The following is a 17,905-nucleotide window of genomic DNA, read 5'->3' on the forward strand; positions in this document are numbered from 1 at the left end:
CATTCAGGATACAACGGGCACAGCCTGCGGCGGTGCCGATTCTTGGTGTGTTACCACATGCTCTTCAAGTTTGAATACTGCTACACGAGCTGACAGCGTGTCGGCCTGATGCGCGAGTTGCCCGGTCGCGGCGGCGGCTTCTTCCACCAGCGCGGCGTTCTGTTGTGTCACCTGATCCATCTGGGTGACGGCCTGTGCCACCTGCTCTATTCCTCTGCGTTGTTCGTCTGACGCCGAGGCAATCTCGCCCATGATGTCGTTGACCCGGGTGACCGAGCTGACGATTTCCGTCATGGTGCGGGCAGCCGTATCGACGAGTTGCGATCCCTGGTGGACGCGGTTCACCGACTCTTCAATTAACCCTTTAATCTCTTTTGCTGCCTGGGCGCTGCGGCTCGCCAGGTTTCGTACTTCTCCGGCAACCACAGCAAATCCACGCCCCTGCTCACCAGCACGCGCCGCTTCGACCGCCGCGTTGAGCGCCAGAATATTGGTCTGGAAGGCGATACCGTCGATCACCCCGATAATGTCGCCAATCTTTTGCGAACTGGCGGCAATCGCCTGCATCGTACTGGCGACTTTGGTGGTCTGTTCGCCGCCGGTTTTCGCCGTTTCGGCGGCGCTTTTTGCCAGCCCGGAAGCCTGGCGCGCATTGTCGGCGTTTTGACCGACGGTAGCCGTTAACTGCTCCATGCTGGCCGCCGTCTGCGCCAATGACGCCGCCTGCTGCTCGGTGCGTGAGGAGAGATCGTTATTACCCATCGCGATTTCAGAAATCCCGGTGTGCATCGCCAGACTGCCCTGACGCACGTCGCTGACGGTTTCCCGCAGCGCCTGTTGCATCGCCTTCAGGCTGGCAAAGATCGCCGAAATCTCATTACGCCCGTAAACCGCAATCTGCCGCGCCAGGTTGCCCTCGGCAATGCTGTCAAAATGACTGCCGATAATCGCCAGCGGCTGGACGATCATTTTGCGCGACCAGTACAGCGCTCCGGTGGTTAACAGCGCGGCAATAATGACCATGCTGATAAAGATCGCTGCCGACATGTGATAGTTGTTTTTGCTCTGTTGCCCAGCCACCACCAGCACATGGTTAATGTTCTGCTGCCAGGCGTTAAAGTTCACATCAAAGGCATCCTGTGACGCCTGCACTGGCGCGGTCAGAAAGTCTGACAACTGGTTGTTTTCAAGCCAGGTGGCCTGATGCTCCAGATCGCTGTGCCACTGGGTGAAGCTTTTCTCCGTTGCGTCCTGCAGCGCTTTGCCCGATTCCGTATTCGCCTCGATAGCCTTGAAGCCATTGAACAGCGTGGCGGACTGCGCCAGGCTTTCGCGCGCGATAACCATCAGGCTTTTGATGTCATCGGGCGGATAGCTCAGCGCCGTTAATGTCCCGGCCTTGTTGAGGGCGGTACTCGCCTGTAATAAAACGGCGCGCGTTTGTGCCAGCGCCGCGCGTTGCTGATTACTCTGCTCGACCTGATTCAGGCTCTGAAAACCGTCCCGAAATGCCCAGAAAGACAAGCCATTACTGCCAATCTGCAATACACCGCAGAGGATCAAAATCAAAAACAGCGTGGTCGAGATTCGAATACGATTAAACATCAACGCTCCCATCAGGCGGCAACGGCCGCAGTGTTAAATTTCGGTCAAAATGTTTCCCAGTTAGTATCGTGCTCCATGCTTAACGAGGGCTTCTGCGCGCTGCGGGGCGCGTCTGCAGAAGTCCGTTCTTCTTTGGTTTTTACCGCATAAGGACGCGCGGCAAGACGAAATGCGGAGACCGCCATCGTCAGTCGGCTGGCCTGTTCTTCCAGCGCGGCCGCGGCGGCTGCGGATTCCTGGACCAGCGAGGCGTTTTGCTGCGTCACGCGGTCCATTTCAGAAACCGCCAGCGCCACCTGATCGATGCCACGGCTTTGTTCATCAGAAGCCGAGGCAATTTCGCCCATAATGTCGGTCACGCGGGTCACCGCATTGACGATATCGTTCATGGTCTCGCCCGCGCTTTCGACCAGCACGGAGCCGGTATCCACGCGCGAAACGGAATCTTCAATCAGCGCTTTGATCTCTTTTGCCGCCTGCGCACTGCGACTGGCCAGATTACGTACCTCACCGGCGACCACCGCAAAGCCACGCCCCTGCTCACCTGCTCGCGCGGCTTCCACCGCGGCGTTCAGTGCCAGGATATTGGTCTGGAAGGCAATACCGTCGATAACGCTGATAATGTCGGCAATTTTCTTCGAGCTACCGGCAATTTCATGCATCGTTTTAACGACGTTATCCACCACTTTGCCGCCGTGCTGCGCGGTTTCCGAGGCGCTCTGCGCCAGTTGCGACGCTTGTCGGGCATTGTCGGCGTTCTGTTTCACCGTCGCGGTTAACTCTTCCATGCTGGCCGCCGTCTCTTCCAGCGCCGACGCCTGTTGTTCGGTCCGCGATGAAAGATCGGTGTTACCGGTGGCGATTTCCGTGGTACCGGCGTAAATGGCATCGGAGCCTTCGCGCACCTGGGTGACGGTGTCTACCAGCGAGCGCTGCATGTGATCGACGCTACCAGCCAGTTCGCCAATTTCATTCCGTCCGGCAACGGTCAGCGTGTTGGTCAGGTTACCGCCGGCGATTTCACGAATATGGGCGATGACGCTGGCAAGCGGGTTGAGCAGGGTGTGACGAATGCCGTACCACACCACCACCAGGATCAGCACCAGCACCACCGCCAGAATGGCGAGTTGCCACTGCGCAAACTGGTAGTCGCGCGCGCTTTCATCAAACGCCTGGCGATAGAGTTTTTCGCTGACGCTGGCGTACTTGCTCTTCGCGTCGCCGAGTCCGTTTTGCATTCCCTGCGTCGGTTGCGCGAAAAAGGCATCCATGTTGCCGCTTTCCAGGAACTGCACCAGTTCGGTTAAACCGGCAAAATAGTTCTGGTATTTTTCGTCCACATTGTTGCTGACCTCCACCATCTCTGGCAGCGGATCGATAGCTTTAAATCTGGCGTAGTGCTCTGCCGCCTGAGCGAGGGAATTTTTCGCGCTCTTCAGCAGATCGTTTTTTGCGCTACTCTGCTGATTGTTGGCGTCCATCATCATGCGTGCAGAGGAACGGCTGAGGTTGATACGTGTTTGCAGCATCAGATCCCATGTCGAGGTCAGTTCACTCTGCTGTTGGCGTAGATCGTTGGAAATAACAAAACTTTTTTGATTCTGCTGTAAAGACGAAAACAGCAAACCACCAGAGACAAGCTGTAGCAGTGCGAAAACCCCCAGCACCATCATCAGCATTGTGACAACGCGGATACGGTTAAACATAAGGCACCTTCCTGAAAACGAGTTAACAACGTTATCGGCACCCTTGATAAGAACTTTACGTTTGCGAAAGGGAAATCCAGGTCAGAAGGCGATATCCACTCCACCCAGTCACTGAGATGGCAGACGCGTGGCTGGCAGTCACAGACGTTTATGCTATCCCGTGCTAAAAAGTACGCGGTCATGAATACAACAAAATAAGTAAATAATAAAAAAAAGTTGTAACCCACGACGAATTACTCCAGGTTAGGTAGGAAATGATTCGGCGTAATTAAATACATAAAACATATGTATCGCTGATAAAAAATTGTTAAATTCAGCTCGAGGGATTTTTAGTGGCAAATGCAAATAAACTCACGATATTCATCGTGATTTTCATGCTGGCAGGTATTGTGTCAGGTGCGGTTATTCACTCGTATACATCCGAAAGCGTCATTGCCGCCTGGTCGGATAACATCACCCTCCTCACCGACATCTTCTTACGTTTGATTAAGATGGTTATCGCCCCCCTGGTGTTCAGCACTCTGACTGTGGGCATTATGCGTCTTGGCGAGACGTCCACCATCGGACGTGTGGGCGGCAAAGCGATGATCTGGTTCATCAGCTCTTCTATTCTTTCCATTCTGGTGGGCCTTTTTATTGTCACCCTGGAACAACCCGGCAGCGGACTCAATCTGGCTATCCCGAAAGAAGCCGTGGATACCGGTCTCGCCGTCGGCGGGATGAGCCTGAAAGGTTTCCTGTCACATACCATTCCTACCAGCATTGCCGGTGCGATGGCCAATAACGAAATTTTGCAGATTGTGGTGTTCTCAATGTTCTTCGGGATCGGCGGCGCGTCGTTGGGCGAAAAATTCAATACCCCGCTGGTGGCGGCGCTGGACGTGGTTTCCCACATTATGTTGAAAGTGACCGGCTACGTGATGTACGTCGCCCCGCTGGCCATTTTTGCCGCCATCTCCTCGGTGATCGCCACCGAAGGATTGGGCATTTTGCTCAACTACGCCTCGTTCATTGGCGGTTATTACGTGGCAATTCTGATGACCTGTCTGGTGTTGCTGGCAGTGGGATATCTGGTACTGAAAAAAGAGGTGTTTCGCCTGCTTGGTATGCTCAAGGATCCGGTTCTGGTGGCCTTTACCACCAGCAGTTCTGAAGCGGCCTATCCGAAAACGCTGGAGCAACTGACGACATTTGGCTGCTCGCGCAACATCGTCTCTTTCGTGCTGCCCATTGGTTACTCGTTCAACCTGGTCGGTTCAATGGTTTACTGCTCTTTTGCGTCGATGTTTATCGCGCAGGCCTACAACATTCATCTGTCGTTTGCTGAGATTAGCGTCCTGATGCTCACGCTGATGCTGGCGTCAAAAGGTATTGCCGGCGTTCCGCGTTCCGCGTTAGTGGTGCTGGCGGCAACGATTCCGAGCTTTAACATTCCGGTCGCCGGCATTTTGCTCCTGATGGGTATCGACCATTTTCTCGACATGGGCCGTTCCGCCATTAACGTGTTAGGTAACGGTATTGCGACGGCGATGCTGGCACAAAACGAAGGTTTACTGGAAGAGAGTGAGGAGGAGGCGGTGTCACAGCAGGTCGGAGCATAACGGTTGACTGTCAGATAGCGCTTCGCTTATCCGGCCTACGTTGAGGTGGTAGGCCGGATAAGGCGTTTACGCCGTCATCTGATCATGCGATTAGGCGACGTGAGAGGCGGCCATATCTAACAGCGCCATTTCGTCACTGTTCAGCAGTTTCTCAATGTTCACCAAAATCAACATCCGGTCGCCCAGCGCACCGAGTCCGGTCAGGTATTCCGTTGACAGCGTTACGGCAAATTCCGGTGCCGGACGGATTTGCTCTGCGGTCAGCGACAGCACATCAGACACGCCATCGACAACGATCCCCACCACGCGCTGTCCCAGATTCAGCACAATCACCACGGTGTTATCGTTGTAATCAACATCACCCTGGCAGAACTTCACGCGCAGATCGACAATCGGCACAATCACGCCGCGCAGGTTGGTCACCCCTTTGATGAAGGCAGGCGTGTTGGCAATGCGCGTGACCTGATCGTAACCACGGATCTCCTGCACTTTCAGGATGTCGATACCGTACTCTTCATCTCCCAGCGTAAACACCAGGAATTCCTGACCTGACGGCTCGCCGGCCAGTTTGCTTACATTAGTCATACCGGTCATATTTTACCCTTTCTTACTCAATCAGGCGGCGGTGATCGCCATACGTTGTTCGCGATTTAAACCCTGCAGGGCGGAGACATCCACAATCAGCGCGACGCTGCCATCGCCAAGAATAGTGGCGGCTGAAATACCCGGCACTTTGCGATAATTACTCTCCAGGTTTTTAACCACCACCTGGTGCTGACCGATCAACTGATCGACCAACAGCGCGTAACGGCGACCGCCGCTTTGCAGGATCACCACGATGCCCTGGGTGGCTTCGGTTTTCGCCCCTTCCACTTCAAAGACTTTCCACAACTCAACCAGCGGCAGATATTCGCCGCGTACTTCCAGCACACGCTCGCCCCCGGCCAGCGGATGCAGATCATCGTCACGTGGTTGCAGGGATTCCATCACCGCATTCAGCGGCAGAATGAAGACTTCGTCGGCGACACGCACGGACATGCCGTCGAGGATCGCCAGCGTCAGCGGCAGCAAAATACGAATCGTGGTGCCGGTCCCTTGCTTCGACTGGATTTCAACGTGGCCGCCCATCTCCTGGATATTCCGTTTCACCACATCCATACCCACGCCGCGTCCGGAAACGTCGGTCACCTGCTCGGCCGTCGAGAAGCCTGGGGCAAAAATCAGCATCCCCACTTCGTCATCGGTCATGTTTTCATTGACCGCCATCCCCTGGGAGATCGCCTTCGCCAGAATGCGCTCGCGGTTCAGTCCAGCCCCGTCATCGGTCACTTCGATGCAGATGTTGCCGCCCTGATGTTCCGCCGACAAAATCAGATTGCCCACCACATTCTTACCGGATTCCATGCGTTTTTCCGGCAGTTCGATTCCGTGGTCAAGGCTGTTACGCACCAGGTGCGTTAGCGGGTCGATAATGCGTTCAATCAGGCTCTTGTCGAGTTCCGTCGAGCTGCCGACCAGCGTCAGTTCAACCTGTTTACCAAGCTTGCCCGCCAGGTCGCGCACCAGACGCGGGAAGCGGCTGAATACGTATTCCATGGGCATCATACGAATCGACATCACCGATTCCTGCAGATCGCGGGCGTTACGTTGTAACTGCCCCATGCTGGTGATGAGATCGCCATGATTGACCGGGTCGAGTTCGTTCGAACGCTGGGCCAGCATTGACTGGGTAATCACCAGCTCACCGACCAGGTTGATCAGCTGATCTACCTTCTCCACCGCCACGCGAATGCTGGTGGATTCACTGGCGCGTGCCGGTTTTTCCCGCTCTACGCGTCCGGTTTGCGCTTCTCTGCCAACCGCTTTCACCGCTGGGACGGCGACGACAGGCTGTTCGACCGCAACCACTTCAGCCACTTCCGGCTGGACCGCGGGTGCCGTCGCTGTCACCACTTTCTCAAAGGCAATCTGGTCGGCTTCAATCACAAAGCACAGCACGGCAATGACGTCATCCTCTGCAATGTCGCCATCAAGCGTGGCCGCCAGGCTGTCTTCGCCCTTGACGACATCAGACAGGGTGGACAGATTGCCCAGCTCTTCTTCCAGCAGGGCCACTTCACTGGCCTTCAGGCGCGAGAGAAAGATGCGTAATTTCGCTTCTTCTGCCACGACCACGTCGTCAGGTGTCGTGTTGTCGACCACGCTCAGTCGGGCATTCGCCACCACCGCTGGCGCGGTTTCACCTTTTGCTTCCAGCGCTAACTGGCGTAATGCCGTGCAGATGTATTCGAAACTGGCGGCATTCGGCTCCTGCGAACTTTTATAGGCATCGAGCTGTTCCTGCATGATATCTTTCGTTTCCAAAAACAGGTTGATAATGGCGGTATTGAGCTGCATCTCACCGCGACGCGCATCATCCAGCAGGTTCTCCATCAGATGCGTGGTTTCCTGCAAAACGGTAAAGCCGAACGTGCCGGCGCCCCCTTTGATGGAGTGCGCTGCACGAAATATGGCATTCAGTTGCTCGGCATCCGGCGCTTCGGGCGCCAGATCGAGCAGATGTTGCTCCATATCAGCCAACAACTCGTCAGCTTCATCAAAAAAAGTCTGATAAAAATCGCTTATATCCATGCTCACGCTATCACCTCGGATTGGCTGGTGGCGATGTGGGAACGCTTACCTGCGGACTGGCCTCAGGCTGTTGTAATACACTTACCGGCTCGTTCTGGCTTTCAGCGTTTTCATGCAAAATGGCCTGTTCGGACTGTTTGTTCAGCACCAACAGACTGATTCGGCGGTTGATGGCGTCATCCGGACCGCGATCGCTCATACGCATCGTGGCGGCCATGCCGACCACCCGTAATACTTTTCCGTCATCCAGACCGCCCTGTACCAGTTCACGCCGCGAAGCATTGGCGCGATCGGCAGAGAGCTCCCAGTTGCTATAGCCTTTCTCACCGTTCGCGTAAGGGAAATCATCCGTATGCCCGGACAGGCTGATACGGTTGGGAATACCGTTCAGCACCGGAGCGATTGCCCGCAGGATGTCACGCATATAAGGCTCAACCTCAGCGCTACCGGTTTTAAACATCGGGCGATTCTGGCTGTCGATAATCTGAATACGCAGCCCTTCCTGCACCAGGTCAATCTTCAGATGCGGACGCAGCGCCCGCAGTTTGGGATCCGATTCGATGAGCTGATCGAGGTCGCCACGCAGTTTGCTCAGGCGATTTTGTTCCATACGTTTTTTCAGTTCATCGAGGTTCGGCTGCTTATTCACTTCACCCTGTTGCTGGGTAAAGTCATCGCCACCGCCAGGAATCGCGCTCTGGCTATTGGAAATGCGATTCCCTCCCGTCACCGCTGTCGCCAGCGGGGTACGGAAGTATTCGGCAATCTGAATCAGTTCTTTAGGGCTGGAGATGGAAATGAGCCACATCACCAGAAAAAAGGCCATCATGGCGGTCATAAAGTCAGCGTAAGCAATCTTCCACGATCCGTGTGCGCCGCCGCCATGCCCCTTATGTTTGCGCCGTTTAACCACGACGATAGGATGAGACCGATTCTTCATGCGCCCTCAGTCGTCGTCTGCTGCTGTTGGTTCGGGTTTTTCACGGCGCGAACATGTTCTTCCAGTTCAATGAATGACGGGCGCTCGCTGGAATACAACGTTTTACGCCCAAACTCGACGGCGATCGGCGGGGCGTAACCGTTCAGATTTGACAGCAACGTGATTTTCACGCACTGCATCATTTTGCTGGTTTCCGCACTCTTCTGACGCAGGACGCTTGCAAGCGGTGAAATAAAACCGTAGGCCAGCAGAATACCGAGGAATGTACCGACCATCGCATGGGCAATCAGTGAGCCCAGTTCTGCAGCCGGTCGATCCGCTGACGCGAGGGCGTGTACAACCCCCATCACCGCCGCAACGATACCAAACGCCGGCAGTGAATCCCCCATCAGTGCCAGGCTATTGGCCGGGACTTCCGATTCACTTTCGTGCGTTTCAATCTCTTCGTCCATCAGCGCTTCGATCTCGAAGGTATTCATGTTGCCGCTGATGATCAGGCGCAGGTAATCGACGATGAATTCCAGCATCACCGAGTCGGCCAGAATACGGGGATAGCTGGCAAAAATTTCGCTCTCTTTCGGGTTCTCAATGTCTCGTTCAAGCGAGAACATCCCCTGCTGGCGAGACTTAGCCATCAGGCGATAGAGCAGTGCCAGCAGATCCATATACATCGCTTTGGTGTATTTCGAACGACGAAACAGTAACGGCAGCGCTTTCAGTGTCCCCTTGATGGCTTTACCGTTGTTACCCACGATAAATGCCCCTATTCCCGCGCCACCGATGATGACAAATTCAGCCGGTTGATAGAGTGCCCCCAGGTTTCCACCAGTCATCATGTAACCGCCGAAAACTGTACCAATAACCACCAGGTAACCTAATAAGATAAGCACGACATCATCCTTCTGCTGTTGACTATGACAGGATGTGCAGTCGGGGCGTTAACGCGTTGGCGAGGCAAAAAAAAGCAGCGGTAATGACTTACCGCTGCTGGAGTGTTTCGTCCACACCGTATCGGTTAAACAGCCTGTTCGATCTGTTCATCCAGCAGTTGTGGAATAATATCGGCAGCATCCTGGGAAAGTTTACGTCTTTTTACCGCACGGGAAGGCGGCTGGCATAAACTGCAGGCAAAACTGCCCGCAGGTTGGTGAGCGTGGGTAATGAAATTACCACCACAGCAGTTACAGCTTGATAACTGAAGCAAGCCGCTTTCGACAAAACGCACCAGCGTCCACGCGCGAGTCAACGCCAACAGCGGCCCATCTTCACCCTGCGGACACTGTTCCAGGTACAGTCGATACGCCTTAATGACGGCATCAACACCGCTACACAGGCCCGTTTTAAGTAAGAACTGCCAGGCATTACAGAACATGGAAGCATGTATATTTTGCTCCCAGGTCATAAACCAGTCAGTGGAAAACGGCAGCATGCCTTTTGGCGGGGGACTGCCGCGAAGTTCTTTGTACAGCTTGATGAGGCGACCGCGGCTTAACTGCGTTTCGCTTTCCAGCATTTGCAAACGGGCACCCAGTGTGATCAATTCCATCGCTAACTGGATATCACGAGCTTCCTGAACAATGCTTTTTTCACTCATCATCAGGCCCTTTTCTTACGCGCGGTTTCATCAGCCTGATTGACATCACTTAACAGACGCGTGGACAGCATGATACCGGTGTGAATTTGCTGGAGATCGTCTACTCTGGAATCCTGAGTCAGACGCGTAATGGTTTGATGACTGTCGAAACGGAAATGACACACAAGCTGATTCGTTTCTGCCAGTTTTACCATTTGCGGAAGGGTCAGCGCCCCCAGAGAGGTCGCCATTTCCTCATTGATTCCGAGACGAAACATGGCGGACGCTTTGTCCTGAACGATTAGACGCTGTGCAAGGAGTAAATATGACAAATTGATGTCATAAATGTGTTTCAGCAACTCGGATGTATGCATTATTCCCATCCAGAATAACCAACTTTTATTTTTATGCGGAAAAACCGCACCCCGTGATGTCGCCGGGAATTCCCGGTAAAAAAATCAGATAGGTCAAACACATACCTTCGACTCAGGCGCTTAAAACATCAATGCGCGCGTCACGCTGGCATCTTGCCTGGTTGTAACGCGAGCACATGAATTCTTACAAATGCCTAAGATTTTTCCTAATTCGACGCAACTGTACTCGTCACACCCGAGACATACAACAAATCCACGCTGCGAATTTGGAAAATATGTGATGCACTTCACATAAATTAACTTAATCGTTAACATAAATCCATCAGTTGGGCTTTTATTTTGCTGGGAAATTAATCAGCAAAACGCCATTTTATTCTCACGGGTATTAAATCAAGCGTCAGGGGCAGCGAAAGATTTTACGCAACCAGCGTTAATATCACGTAAGTAAAATAATTGAAATGCATTTATCCGCCTGCGCAAGCAAAATTATTTTTATGCTTGTGAAACAACATGTTATTTGTTACTTATTTTTTATGAATACGCAGAGTTTATGATTAGATTGCGATTAATCACGAACATGAATTTGTTAAACCAAATTTTGATTGACTCGCTGATTTAATTTAAGTCAATCGATTTGGTTAACTTTTTTAGTTATTCCTGAGTTACACCTATAAGGAATATTAATGAATAATTATGATAGCGTTCACATTATTGTCATATAGAGGCATTGCAGTTGTCAGCAAATCGGAGTAATGCTGAAGAACCACCTCATATTCTTGCAATAAGGAGCGAGTTATGAGCTACACCCACATTCTTGTCGCCGTGGCAGTCACCCCGGAAAGCCAACAACTCCTGGCGAAAGCCGTCTCCATTGCCCGTCCCGTCAACGCACGAATCAGCCTCATCACCCTCGCCTCCGACCCCGAGTTATACAATCAATTTGCCGCCCCCATGCTGGAGGATTTACGCGCGGTAATGCATGAAGAGACCACTGATTTTCTTGAAAAACTGGGGAAAGAGGCGGGCTATCCGATCGCGCAGACGTTCATTACCTACGGCGAGTTAAGCGAGCATATTCTGGATGTGTGCCGCAAACACGACGTGGATCTGGTCATCTGTGGCAACCACAACCATAGCTTCTTTTCGCGAGCCTCCTGCTCGGCGAAAAGTGTGGTGAGTTCAAGCCTGGTGGACGTCCTGCTGGTCCCGCTTGAAGGAGATTGATCCCCGAAAACCTCGCTCAGGCAAGCTTTGGAAACGTCGCGACTTTCCGTTGCTGAAGAGTTTCAGCGCTGCGCGGGGTGATCGTCTTTAGATCGCAGATAAACTGCTCCTGCCAGTGGTTGATGTCGTTTTTGACAATCACTTCCAGCATCTCAGCATGCCGCGAAATACGCTCGGAAAGCGGCATTGTGAGTGCACGATCCAGCGCCGCCGCGACTTCATCGCGATCGTAAGGATTAACGATCAGCGCTGAGGTCAGCTCATTTGCCGCACCGGCGAACTGAGACAACACCAGAACGCCTGGATTGGCGGGATCCTGGGCAGCAACGAATTCCTTCGCCACCAGATTCATACCATCTCGCAGCGGCGTGACCAGCCCTACATCTGAATAGCGAAACACTTTCATCAGTAATTTGCGGTCGAAATGTTGGTTGAGATAGAACAGTGGCGTCCAGCCCAGTTGCCCGTATTTACCGTTAATGCGCCCGGCTTCTGTCTCAAGCTGGTGACGGATATCCTGATACGCCTGCACATCGCCACGTGAAGTGGGCGCAATCTGCGTATAACGGATTTTTCCGTGATGCTGAGGGTATTTCTCCAGCAACGCCTCGTAGGCCTGAAAACGCTCTGGCAACCCTTTTGAGTAATCCAGTCGCTCAACGGAAAAGATATTCTTTAGATTCTTCAGCTCCGCTTTCAGCTGCGCCAGTTTTGGCGGCAGTGGACCAGAAGCCTGCTGGGCAATCTCCTGCGGCTCGATTCCGATGGGATACACCTCGGTGCTGAACGATTTTCCCCAGGCCGTGTGGCTGCGCGTATCGTGAGTCGTGACTCTCGTCAGGCTGGAGAGACAGTCAAGGAAGGCCAGCCTGTCGTTTTCAGTCTGGAATCCCAGCAGGTCAAAATCGCATAACTGCTCAAGCAACTCTTCCGATGACGGCAACGCGTTAAAGATTTCCGGCGTTGGGAAAGGAATGTGTAAGAAGAAACCAATACGATTATTCACGCCACGTTTACGCAGTTCGCTGGCGAACGGCAAAAGGTGATAATCATGAATCCAGAGGATGTCATCTTTTTTCAGTAACGGCAGCAGCTTATCTGCCAGCAGCGCGTTCACCCGCAGATAGCCTTCCCAGGCGGTGCGCTGAAAATTCACCAGATCTAAACGGTAGTGAAAGGCGGGCCACAACACGGCATTAGAGAACTGGTTGTAATACTCCTCGTGGTCTTTTTCGCTCAGGTTAAACGACGCCCAGGTGATATTGCCCCGGGTGACCTTTTTTAATGGCTGATCCTCGTTACCCAGCTCGCCACTCCAACCGAACCACAGTCCCCCCGCCGCTTTCAGCGCGCCCAGCACACCAACGGCCAGGCCGCCTGCACTGGTTTTGTTATCGGGGGGCGCAATTCGATTAGATACTACGACTAAACGACTCATGGCCATCTCTCCTGTCATTCATGGTTGTTTCTTGTTGTGCAGTGTAAACAGACTCCAGCCAGCGCCAGACGTCTGGCACCCCGGCTAATCGCCATTGCGCCTGCGTCTCCCCCTCTCCCACCTTCACTGAAATACCACCCGCCTCGTTCACCACGCGAAACCCGGTCTCATCGGTCAGATCGTCACCCAGAAAAACAGGGACCCGCCCGGCAAACGGCGCTTCACGCATAAACGCGGCTATCGCTTCACCTTTATTGGTGCCTTTCGGCTTAATTTCGACAACGCACTTCCCTTGCTGGAGCGCAAGCTGCGGCCAGGTTTGCGTAATACGCAGTGCCAGCGCCTGCAGCGCAGCTTCATGTTCTGGCGCCTGTCGATAGTGCAGCGCAAACGCCATCCCTTTGGTTTCCATCTCCGTCCCCGGCAGTTTCGCCAGCGCCGTATGTAACTGCACGCTAATATCGCGTTCTATTGCCGAAGGGAGATGCACAATATGCATTTTCCCATTGATGTCACGGCGTTCAGCCCCATGCACCCCTGCCAGCGGAAAGCGCCAGGGGTGAGCCAACGCGTCAAGTTCAACCATTGAGCGCCCTGAAATCAATGCCAAAGCCCCTGCGTTGCGTTCTGCAAGGTGGTGGAGCATCTGAAGGATCGTGGGAGGAATCACCACCTGGTCTGGATGCGGCTTTAACTCCGCAAGGGTTCCATCGAGATCAAAAAAATAAGCATAGTGCACGGACTGTTCAGGGGTTACGGTTAACGGTTCTGCCACCCGGTACTCCTCCTTATTGTTATATCTGAGCCGCGCGAATCGCGCCTCATAAGCAACCGTAAGTATAGACAGTGTGACGATGCTCGCCATTTGCAAAGACAATTGCCAGCCGGGTGTAGCGGCTGGCAAAGGAGAGGAACTAGACTAAAAAGTTAGACTTTTTTATCAGACCGTACGCTTGGCTTTTTGTTTGTAACGGTCGAAGATCACTGCTGCCAGCAGGATCAAGCCGCGTACGACGTACTGGGCGAAGGGCGAAATGTTCAGCAGGTTCATCGCATTCTCCACGGTCCCCAGGATCAGGACACCCGCCACCACATATGAGATTTTTCCGATGCCGCCCTTCAGGGAAACGCCGCCTAACACGCAGGCGGAGATGACGATCAGTTCATAGCCAATGGAGGTCATCGGCTGTCCACTTGTCATACGCGAGGCGAGGATAATCCCGGCCGCCGCAGAGACCAGACCGGAGAGCACGAAAATAATGATTTTGGTACGCACCACCGGCACCCCGGCCAGACGCGCCGCCTCTTCGTTGCCCCCAATCGCTAGCGTGTTGCGCCCGAAAGTGGTTTTGTTCAACAACAAGCCAAAGATAATCAGGCAGCCTACCGTGAGCCAGATCGGCGCCGGTAAGCCGAACCAGTTGGCGTAGCCGAGGGTAAAGAAGCGCTCGTCTTCAATCCCCACCGCTTTACCGTCGGAAATGATGTATGCCAGACCACGGACGATTTGCATCGTTGCCAGCGTGGTGATCAGCGCGTTGATCTTGAGTTGTGCAATCACGAAGCCGTTAACCAGCCCGCACAGCACCCCCAGCAACAGACCCGCCCCCACGCCAATCCACAGGCTTTCGGTCATGTTGATGACCACCGCCGTGGTCACCCCGGCACAGGCAATCACCGACGCCACGGACAGGTCAAAATCTCCTGATGCCAGGCAGAACAACATGCCGCAGGCCACCATGCCCGACATGGAGATCGCCAGCCCCAGCCCTTTCATGTTGATGAATGTTGCGAAGTTCGGCACAAAAATAGCGCAGGCGAGGAACAGGACGGCGAAGACCACCAGCATGCCATACTGGTCCCAGATACGTCCCAGGCTAAAGGGTGATGGCGACTTTGGTGCGCCCGATCCGGAAGTTGTTACGGAAGACATCATTCTCTCCTTTCTCAGGCGACAGCCTGGCTAACTTTAGGCATCGCAAGGCTTAGCGCCTGGCGCTCATCCGCCTGTTCGTGAAGTAATTCCCCGGCGATCTCTCCTTCCCGCATCACCACAATGCGGTCAGCCACGCCGAGGACTTCCGGCAGGTCACTGGAGGCGAACAGCACGGCAACGCCGCGTGCGGCCAGGGCATAAATAACGTTATAAATTTCGTGCTTCGCGCCAACATCAATGCCGCGTGTCGGTTCGTCGAGCAAAATCACTTTCATCTCTTCCGATAGCCAGCGACCGAGAATCGCCTTTTGCTGGTTACCACCGGAGAGATTCATAATTAACTGTTCGGCACTGGGGGTTTTGATATTCAGCGAGCGAATGTGTTGGTCAGCATTGGTTTCTTCCCATCCGTTGTTGATCACACATCCCCCCAGCACATGCTTACGCCGGGCGCTGATGTTGATGTTGTCACGTACCGAATGCACCGGGATGATCCCCTCCGCTTTCCGGTCTTCCGGGCACAGCATCATGCCTGCCGCGATAGCATTCGCCGGCTTGCGGATATCAATCGGTTTTTCGTCGATGTACACCTGCCCTTCGCTGATACGGGTGCCGCCAAATAAGCCTTTCATTAACTCACTGCGGCCCGCGCCTACCAGCCCAAACAGCCCAACGATTTCGCCGCTGCGTACCGTAAGGCTGATGGGTGTGCGTACGCCCTGCGCTTTTACGGCATGCAAGCGCAGGCGTTCTGCGCCATAGGGACGTGGCTGCCAGCCGTAAATATCGCCCAGATCGCGCCCAACCATCGCCTGCACCAGCGCATCGTGGTTGACCTGCTGCATGTCGGTAAAGGTTTTCACGTAACGGCCATCTTTAAACACGGTAATCGCATCACTGAGCGCGAAAATCTCTTCCATGCGGTGCGAAACATACAGAATGACGCGCCCTTCTTTACGCAGTTCGCGTATCACCCGGAACAGGTTTTCGATCTCCCTTGCAGAGAGCGAACTTGTCGGTTCATCGAAGGCAATAATCTTGGCGTTGCGCGCCAGTGCTTTGGCAATTTCCACCATCTGCCACTGGCCGATGGAGAGATATTTCAGAGGGGTCGCAGGATCGATATCCATCCCCAGATGTTTAAGTTGTAAACCCGCTTCATAATTAAGCAGAGTGCGGTTCACAATGCCGCCTTTGTGTGGCAGTTGCCCGAGATAGATATTCTCGGCAACGGTCATCTCCGGCACGAGATGTAATTCCTGGTAAATAATGGCAACGCCGGCATTCAGCGCGGCGGTGGTATCCGCGAAGCGCATTTCCTGCTCGCGAATCGCCAAAGAGCCCGTGGTTGGCGCATAGTTACCGCTGAGAATTTTTAAAAGCGTTGATTTCCCGGCGCCATTTTCACCCATCAGCGCATGCACCTGACCGGCGTAACAGTCAAAACTGATATCCGTAAGCGCTTTAACGCCGGGGAAGGTTTTACCAATGCCGCGAAATGAGAGATACGGGGTAGACTGTTGCATAACGTCTCCGTGAGTCAGTATCGTTCTAACCGGTTGCCGGATGGCGACATGAGCGATGCCATCCGGCTTTTCACTTGCTGTCGTCTTACTTACCGCCTAACCCTTTTTTCGCCAGCTCTTCTTTGAAGTTGTCACGGGTGATCAGCACCACGTCAGTCACTTCGGTGAATGCCGGTGGTTCTGCGCCTTTAGTCACCCAGTTGTAGAGCATTTCGCTGGATTTATAACCGTGAACGTCCGGGCTTGGCAGCAGTGAGCCGTAGAAGCCGGTCGCCTGCCCTTTCGACAGTTCGCTCACTGCGTCAACGCCATTAATACCAATGCCGATCACGTCCGCCGCCTTAAAGCCCTGGCCTTCAGTGGCGCGCACGCCGCCGAGTACCGTGTTATCGTTCATGCCGACAATCAACCAGTGTTTAACTTCAGGGTGCTGAACCAGCATGGAGTTGGCAGCATCAAATGCGCCGGGGATATCGTTAGATTTGGTAGGAACCTGGTAGATCTGTTTTTCCGGGAAACCGGCGGCTTTCAGCGCTTCCATCGAACCGCCGGTACGACGACGTGCGGTATCCAGTTCGTTGGCCGTAATCGCCATAACCGCGGTGTCTTTGACGTCCCAACCCCGTTTCTGCATCTCTTTATACAGTTCCTGCCCCTGACGCTCGCCGATTTTGGTTGCCGCCATCATCACCAACGGGACGGTATCCATCGGTTTGCCTTTGGCATTGACGAACTGATCGTCCACGGCGATCACTTTCATGTCGTAGCCGCGCGCCTTCGCGACAATGGCGGAACCCAGTTTTGGATCCGGGGTACAAATAACAAACCCCTTCGCCCCGCTCGCCGCCAGGCTGTCAATCGCATTCAGCGTCTTCTCGCCGTCCGGCACCGCAATTTTAATCACTTCAAAGCCCAAATCTTTCCCGGCTTTATCGGCAAATTTCCACTCCGTCTGGAACCAGGGTTCTTCCGGTTGTTTCACCAGAAAACCCAGTTTCATCGATTCTGCCATAGCGGATTGTGACATAACGGCAGCCAGACCGATGGCTGCCAGCGCTTTAGTGAATTTGTGCATGGTTAACTCCAGCTTTAGCGTCATTTTATGTAGGGTAATATTCAACGACTTTATGTAATTCAGACGAAAAACAAGGCATTATCAAAAGAACTCAAGATAAGTGCCAGTGCTGGAATAGTTGTAGCGGGAAATTGATTCTCCATAGGAGAGCGGCATCACACCGCAGAATTACAGTAATTGCGTACATAAATTCAGCGGAAAATGACATAAGAAATGGGGTAATTGTCAGACAAATAAAAAGTGACGTAGCACATTAATCCATAAGGTCAGCTCACA

Annotated in this window: 15 protein-coding genes; 2 read left to right on the top strand and 13 right to left on the bottom strand. The window is 53.6% G+C overall.

Translation table 11 applies throughout. The features are described from left to right. Nucleotides 1–3: 3 nt before the first annotated feature. Nucleotides 4–1,605, bottom strand: coding sequence for a methyl-accepting chemotaxis protein IV (gene tap, locus AOY24_RS05835; RefSeq protein ID WP_054176301.1), 1,602 nt, complete (start codon nt 1,603–1,605; stop codon nt 4–6). Nucleotides 1,606–1,649: 44 nt separating this feature from the next. Further along, complete coding sequence (gene tar, locus AOY24_RS05840; protein ID WP_044264796.1) at nt 1,650–3,311, bottom strand: methyl-accepting chemotaxis protein II; 1,662 nt, start codon at nt 3,309–3,311, stop codon at nt 1,650–1,652. A gap of 332 nt (nt 3,312–3,643) precedes the next feature. Between tar and AOY24_RS05845 the strand changes: the two genes are divergently transcribed. Beyond that, nucleotides 3,644–4,912 carry a dicarboxylate/amino acid:cation symporter gene (locus AOY24_RS05845; protein WP_044327049.1) on the top strand — a complete coding sequence of 423 codons (1,269 nt, stop codon included), beginning with the start codon at nt 3,644–3,646 and terminating at the stop codon, nt 4,910–4,912. A gap of 90 nt (nt 4,913–5,002) precedes the next feature. Here the strand turns inward: AOY24_RS05845 and cheW are convergent, their stop codons facing one another. From cheW to flhD, 6 genes are all read right to left on the bottom strand, one after another. Further along, nucleotides 5,003–5,506 (bottom strand): chemotaxis protein CheW, encoded by a 504-nt coding sequence (gene cheW / locus AOY24_RS05850; protein ID WP_043000332.1) that lies wholly within the window; start codon nt 5,504–5,506, stop codon nt 5,003–5,005. Nucleotides 5,507–5,527: 21 nt separating this feature from the next. Continuing rightward, on the bottom strand, nt 5,528–7,549 hold the full coding sequence (cheA, locus tag AOY24_RS05855; RefSeq protein WP_054176302.1) for a chemotaxis protein CheA: 2,022 nt from the start codon (nt 7,547–7,549) through the stop codon (nt 5,528–5,530). A 4-nt stretch (nt 7,550–7,553) separates the two neighbouring features. Beyond that, entirely contained in the window at nt 7,554–8,483 is a 930-nt protein-coding gene (gene motB, locus AOY24_RS05860) for a flagellar motor protein MotB (protein WP_043000330.1), read from the bottom strand. Then, nucleotides 8,480–9,373 carry a flagellar motor stator protein MotA gene (gene motA, locus AOY24_RS05865; protein ID WP_043000329.1) on the bottom strand — a complete coding sequence of 298 codons (894 nt, stop codon included), beginning with the start codon at nt 9,371–9,373 and terminating at the stop codon, nt 8,480–8,482. Before motA ends, motB begins: the two co-directional genes overlap by 4 nt. 125 nt (nt 9,374–9,498) lie before the next feature. Continuing rightward, complete coding sequence (flhC, locus tag AOY24_RS05870) at nt 9,499–10,077, bottom strand: flagellar transcriptional regulator FlhC (protein ID WP_042318680.1); 579 nt, start codon at nt 10,075–10,077, stop codon at nt 9,499–9,501. A gap of 2 nt (nt 10,078–10,079) precedes the next feature. Then, nucleotides 10,080–10,430 carry a flagellar transcriptional regulator FlhD gene (gene flhD / locus AOY24_RS05875; protein ID WP_043000328.1) on the bottom strand — a complete coding sequence of 117 codons (351 nt, stop codon included), beginning with the start codon at nt 10,428–10,430 and terminating at the stop codon, nt 10,080–10,082. Between the two features lie 795 nt (nt 10,431–11,225). On the opposite strand from flhD, the gene uspC reads away from it, so the two are divergent. Continuing rightward, nucleotides 11,226–11,654: a universal stress protein UspC gene (uspC, locus tag AOY24_RS05880; RefSeq protein ID WP_043000327.1), complete on the top strand. Its 429-nt coding sequence runs from the start codon at nt 11,226–11,228 to the stop codon at nt 11,652–11,654. A gap of 16 nt (nt 11,655–11,670) precedes the next feature. Here the strand turns inward: uspC and otsA are convergent, their stop codons facing one another. The 5 genes from otsA to araF all read right to left on the bottom strand — a co-directional run bounded on the left by otsA (nt 11,671) and on the right by araF (nt 17,629). Further along, nucleotides 11,671–13,092 carry an alpha,alpha-trehalose-phosphate synthase gene (otsA, locus tag AOY24_RS05885; protein ID WP_043000326.1) on the bottom strand — a complete coding sequence of 474 codons (1,422 nt, stop codon included), beginning with the start codon at nt 13,090–13,092 and terminating at the stop codon, nt 11,671–11,673. After that, entirely contained in the window at nt 13,067–13,867 is an 801-nt protein-coding gene (gene otsB / locus AOY24_RS05890; RefSeq protein ID WP_043000325.1) for a trehalose-phosphatase, read from the bottom strand. The genes otsA and otsB overlap by 26 nt, the downstream gene beginning before the upstream one ends. 165 nt (nt 13,868–14,032) lie before the next feature. Then, nucleotides 14,033–15,025, bottom strand: coding sequence for an arabinose ABC transporter permease AraH (gene araH / locus AOY24_RS05895; RefSeq protein ID WP_043000324.1), 993 nt, complete (start codon nt 15,023–15,025; stop codon nt 14,033–14,035). A gap of 14 nt (nt 15,026–15,039) precedes the next feature. Beyond that, a complete protein-coding gene (gene araG, locus AOY24_RS05900; protein WP_044328750.1) occupies nt 15,040–16,554 on the bottom strand; it encodes an arabinose ABC transporter ATP-binding protein AraG in 1,515 nt (504 codons plus the stop codon). An 85-nt stretch (nt 16,555–16,639) separates the two neighbouring features. Then, nucleotides 16,640–17,629, bottom strand: coding sequence for an arabinose ABC transporter substrate-binding protein AraF (araF, locus tag AOY24_RS05905; RefSeq protein WP_043000322.1), 990 nt, complete (start codon nt 17,627–17,629; stop codon nt 16,640–16,642). Nucleotides 17,630–17,905 lie beyond the last annotated feature (276 nt).

This window comes from Citrobacter sp. CtB7.12 (assembly GCF_001297795.1).
Taxonomy (GTDB): domain Bacteria; phylum Pseudomonadota; class Gammaproteobacteria; order Enterobacterales; family Enterobacteriaceae; genus Citrobacter_A; species Citrobacter_A amalonaticus.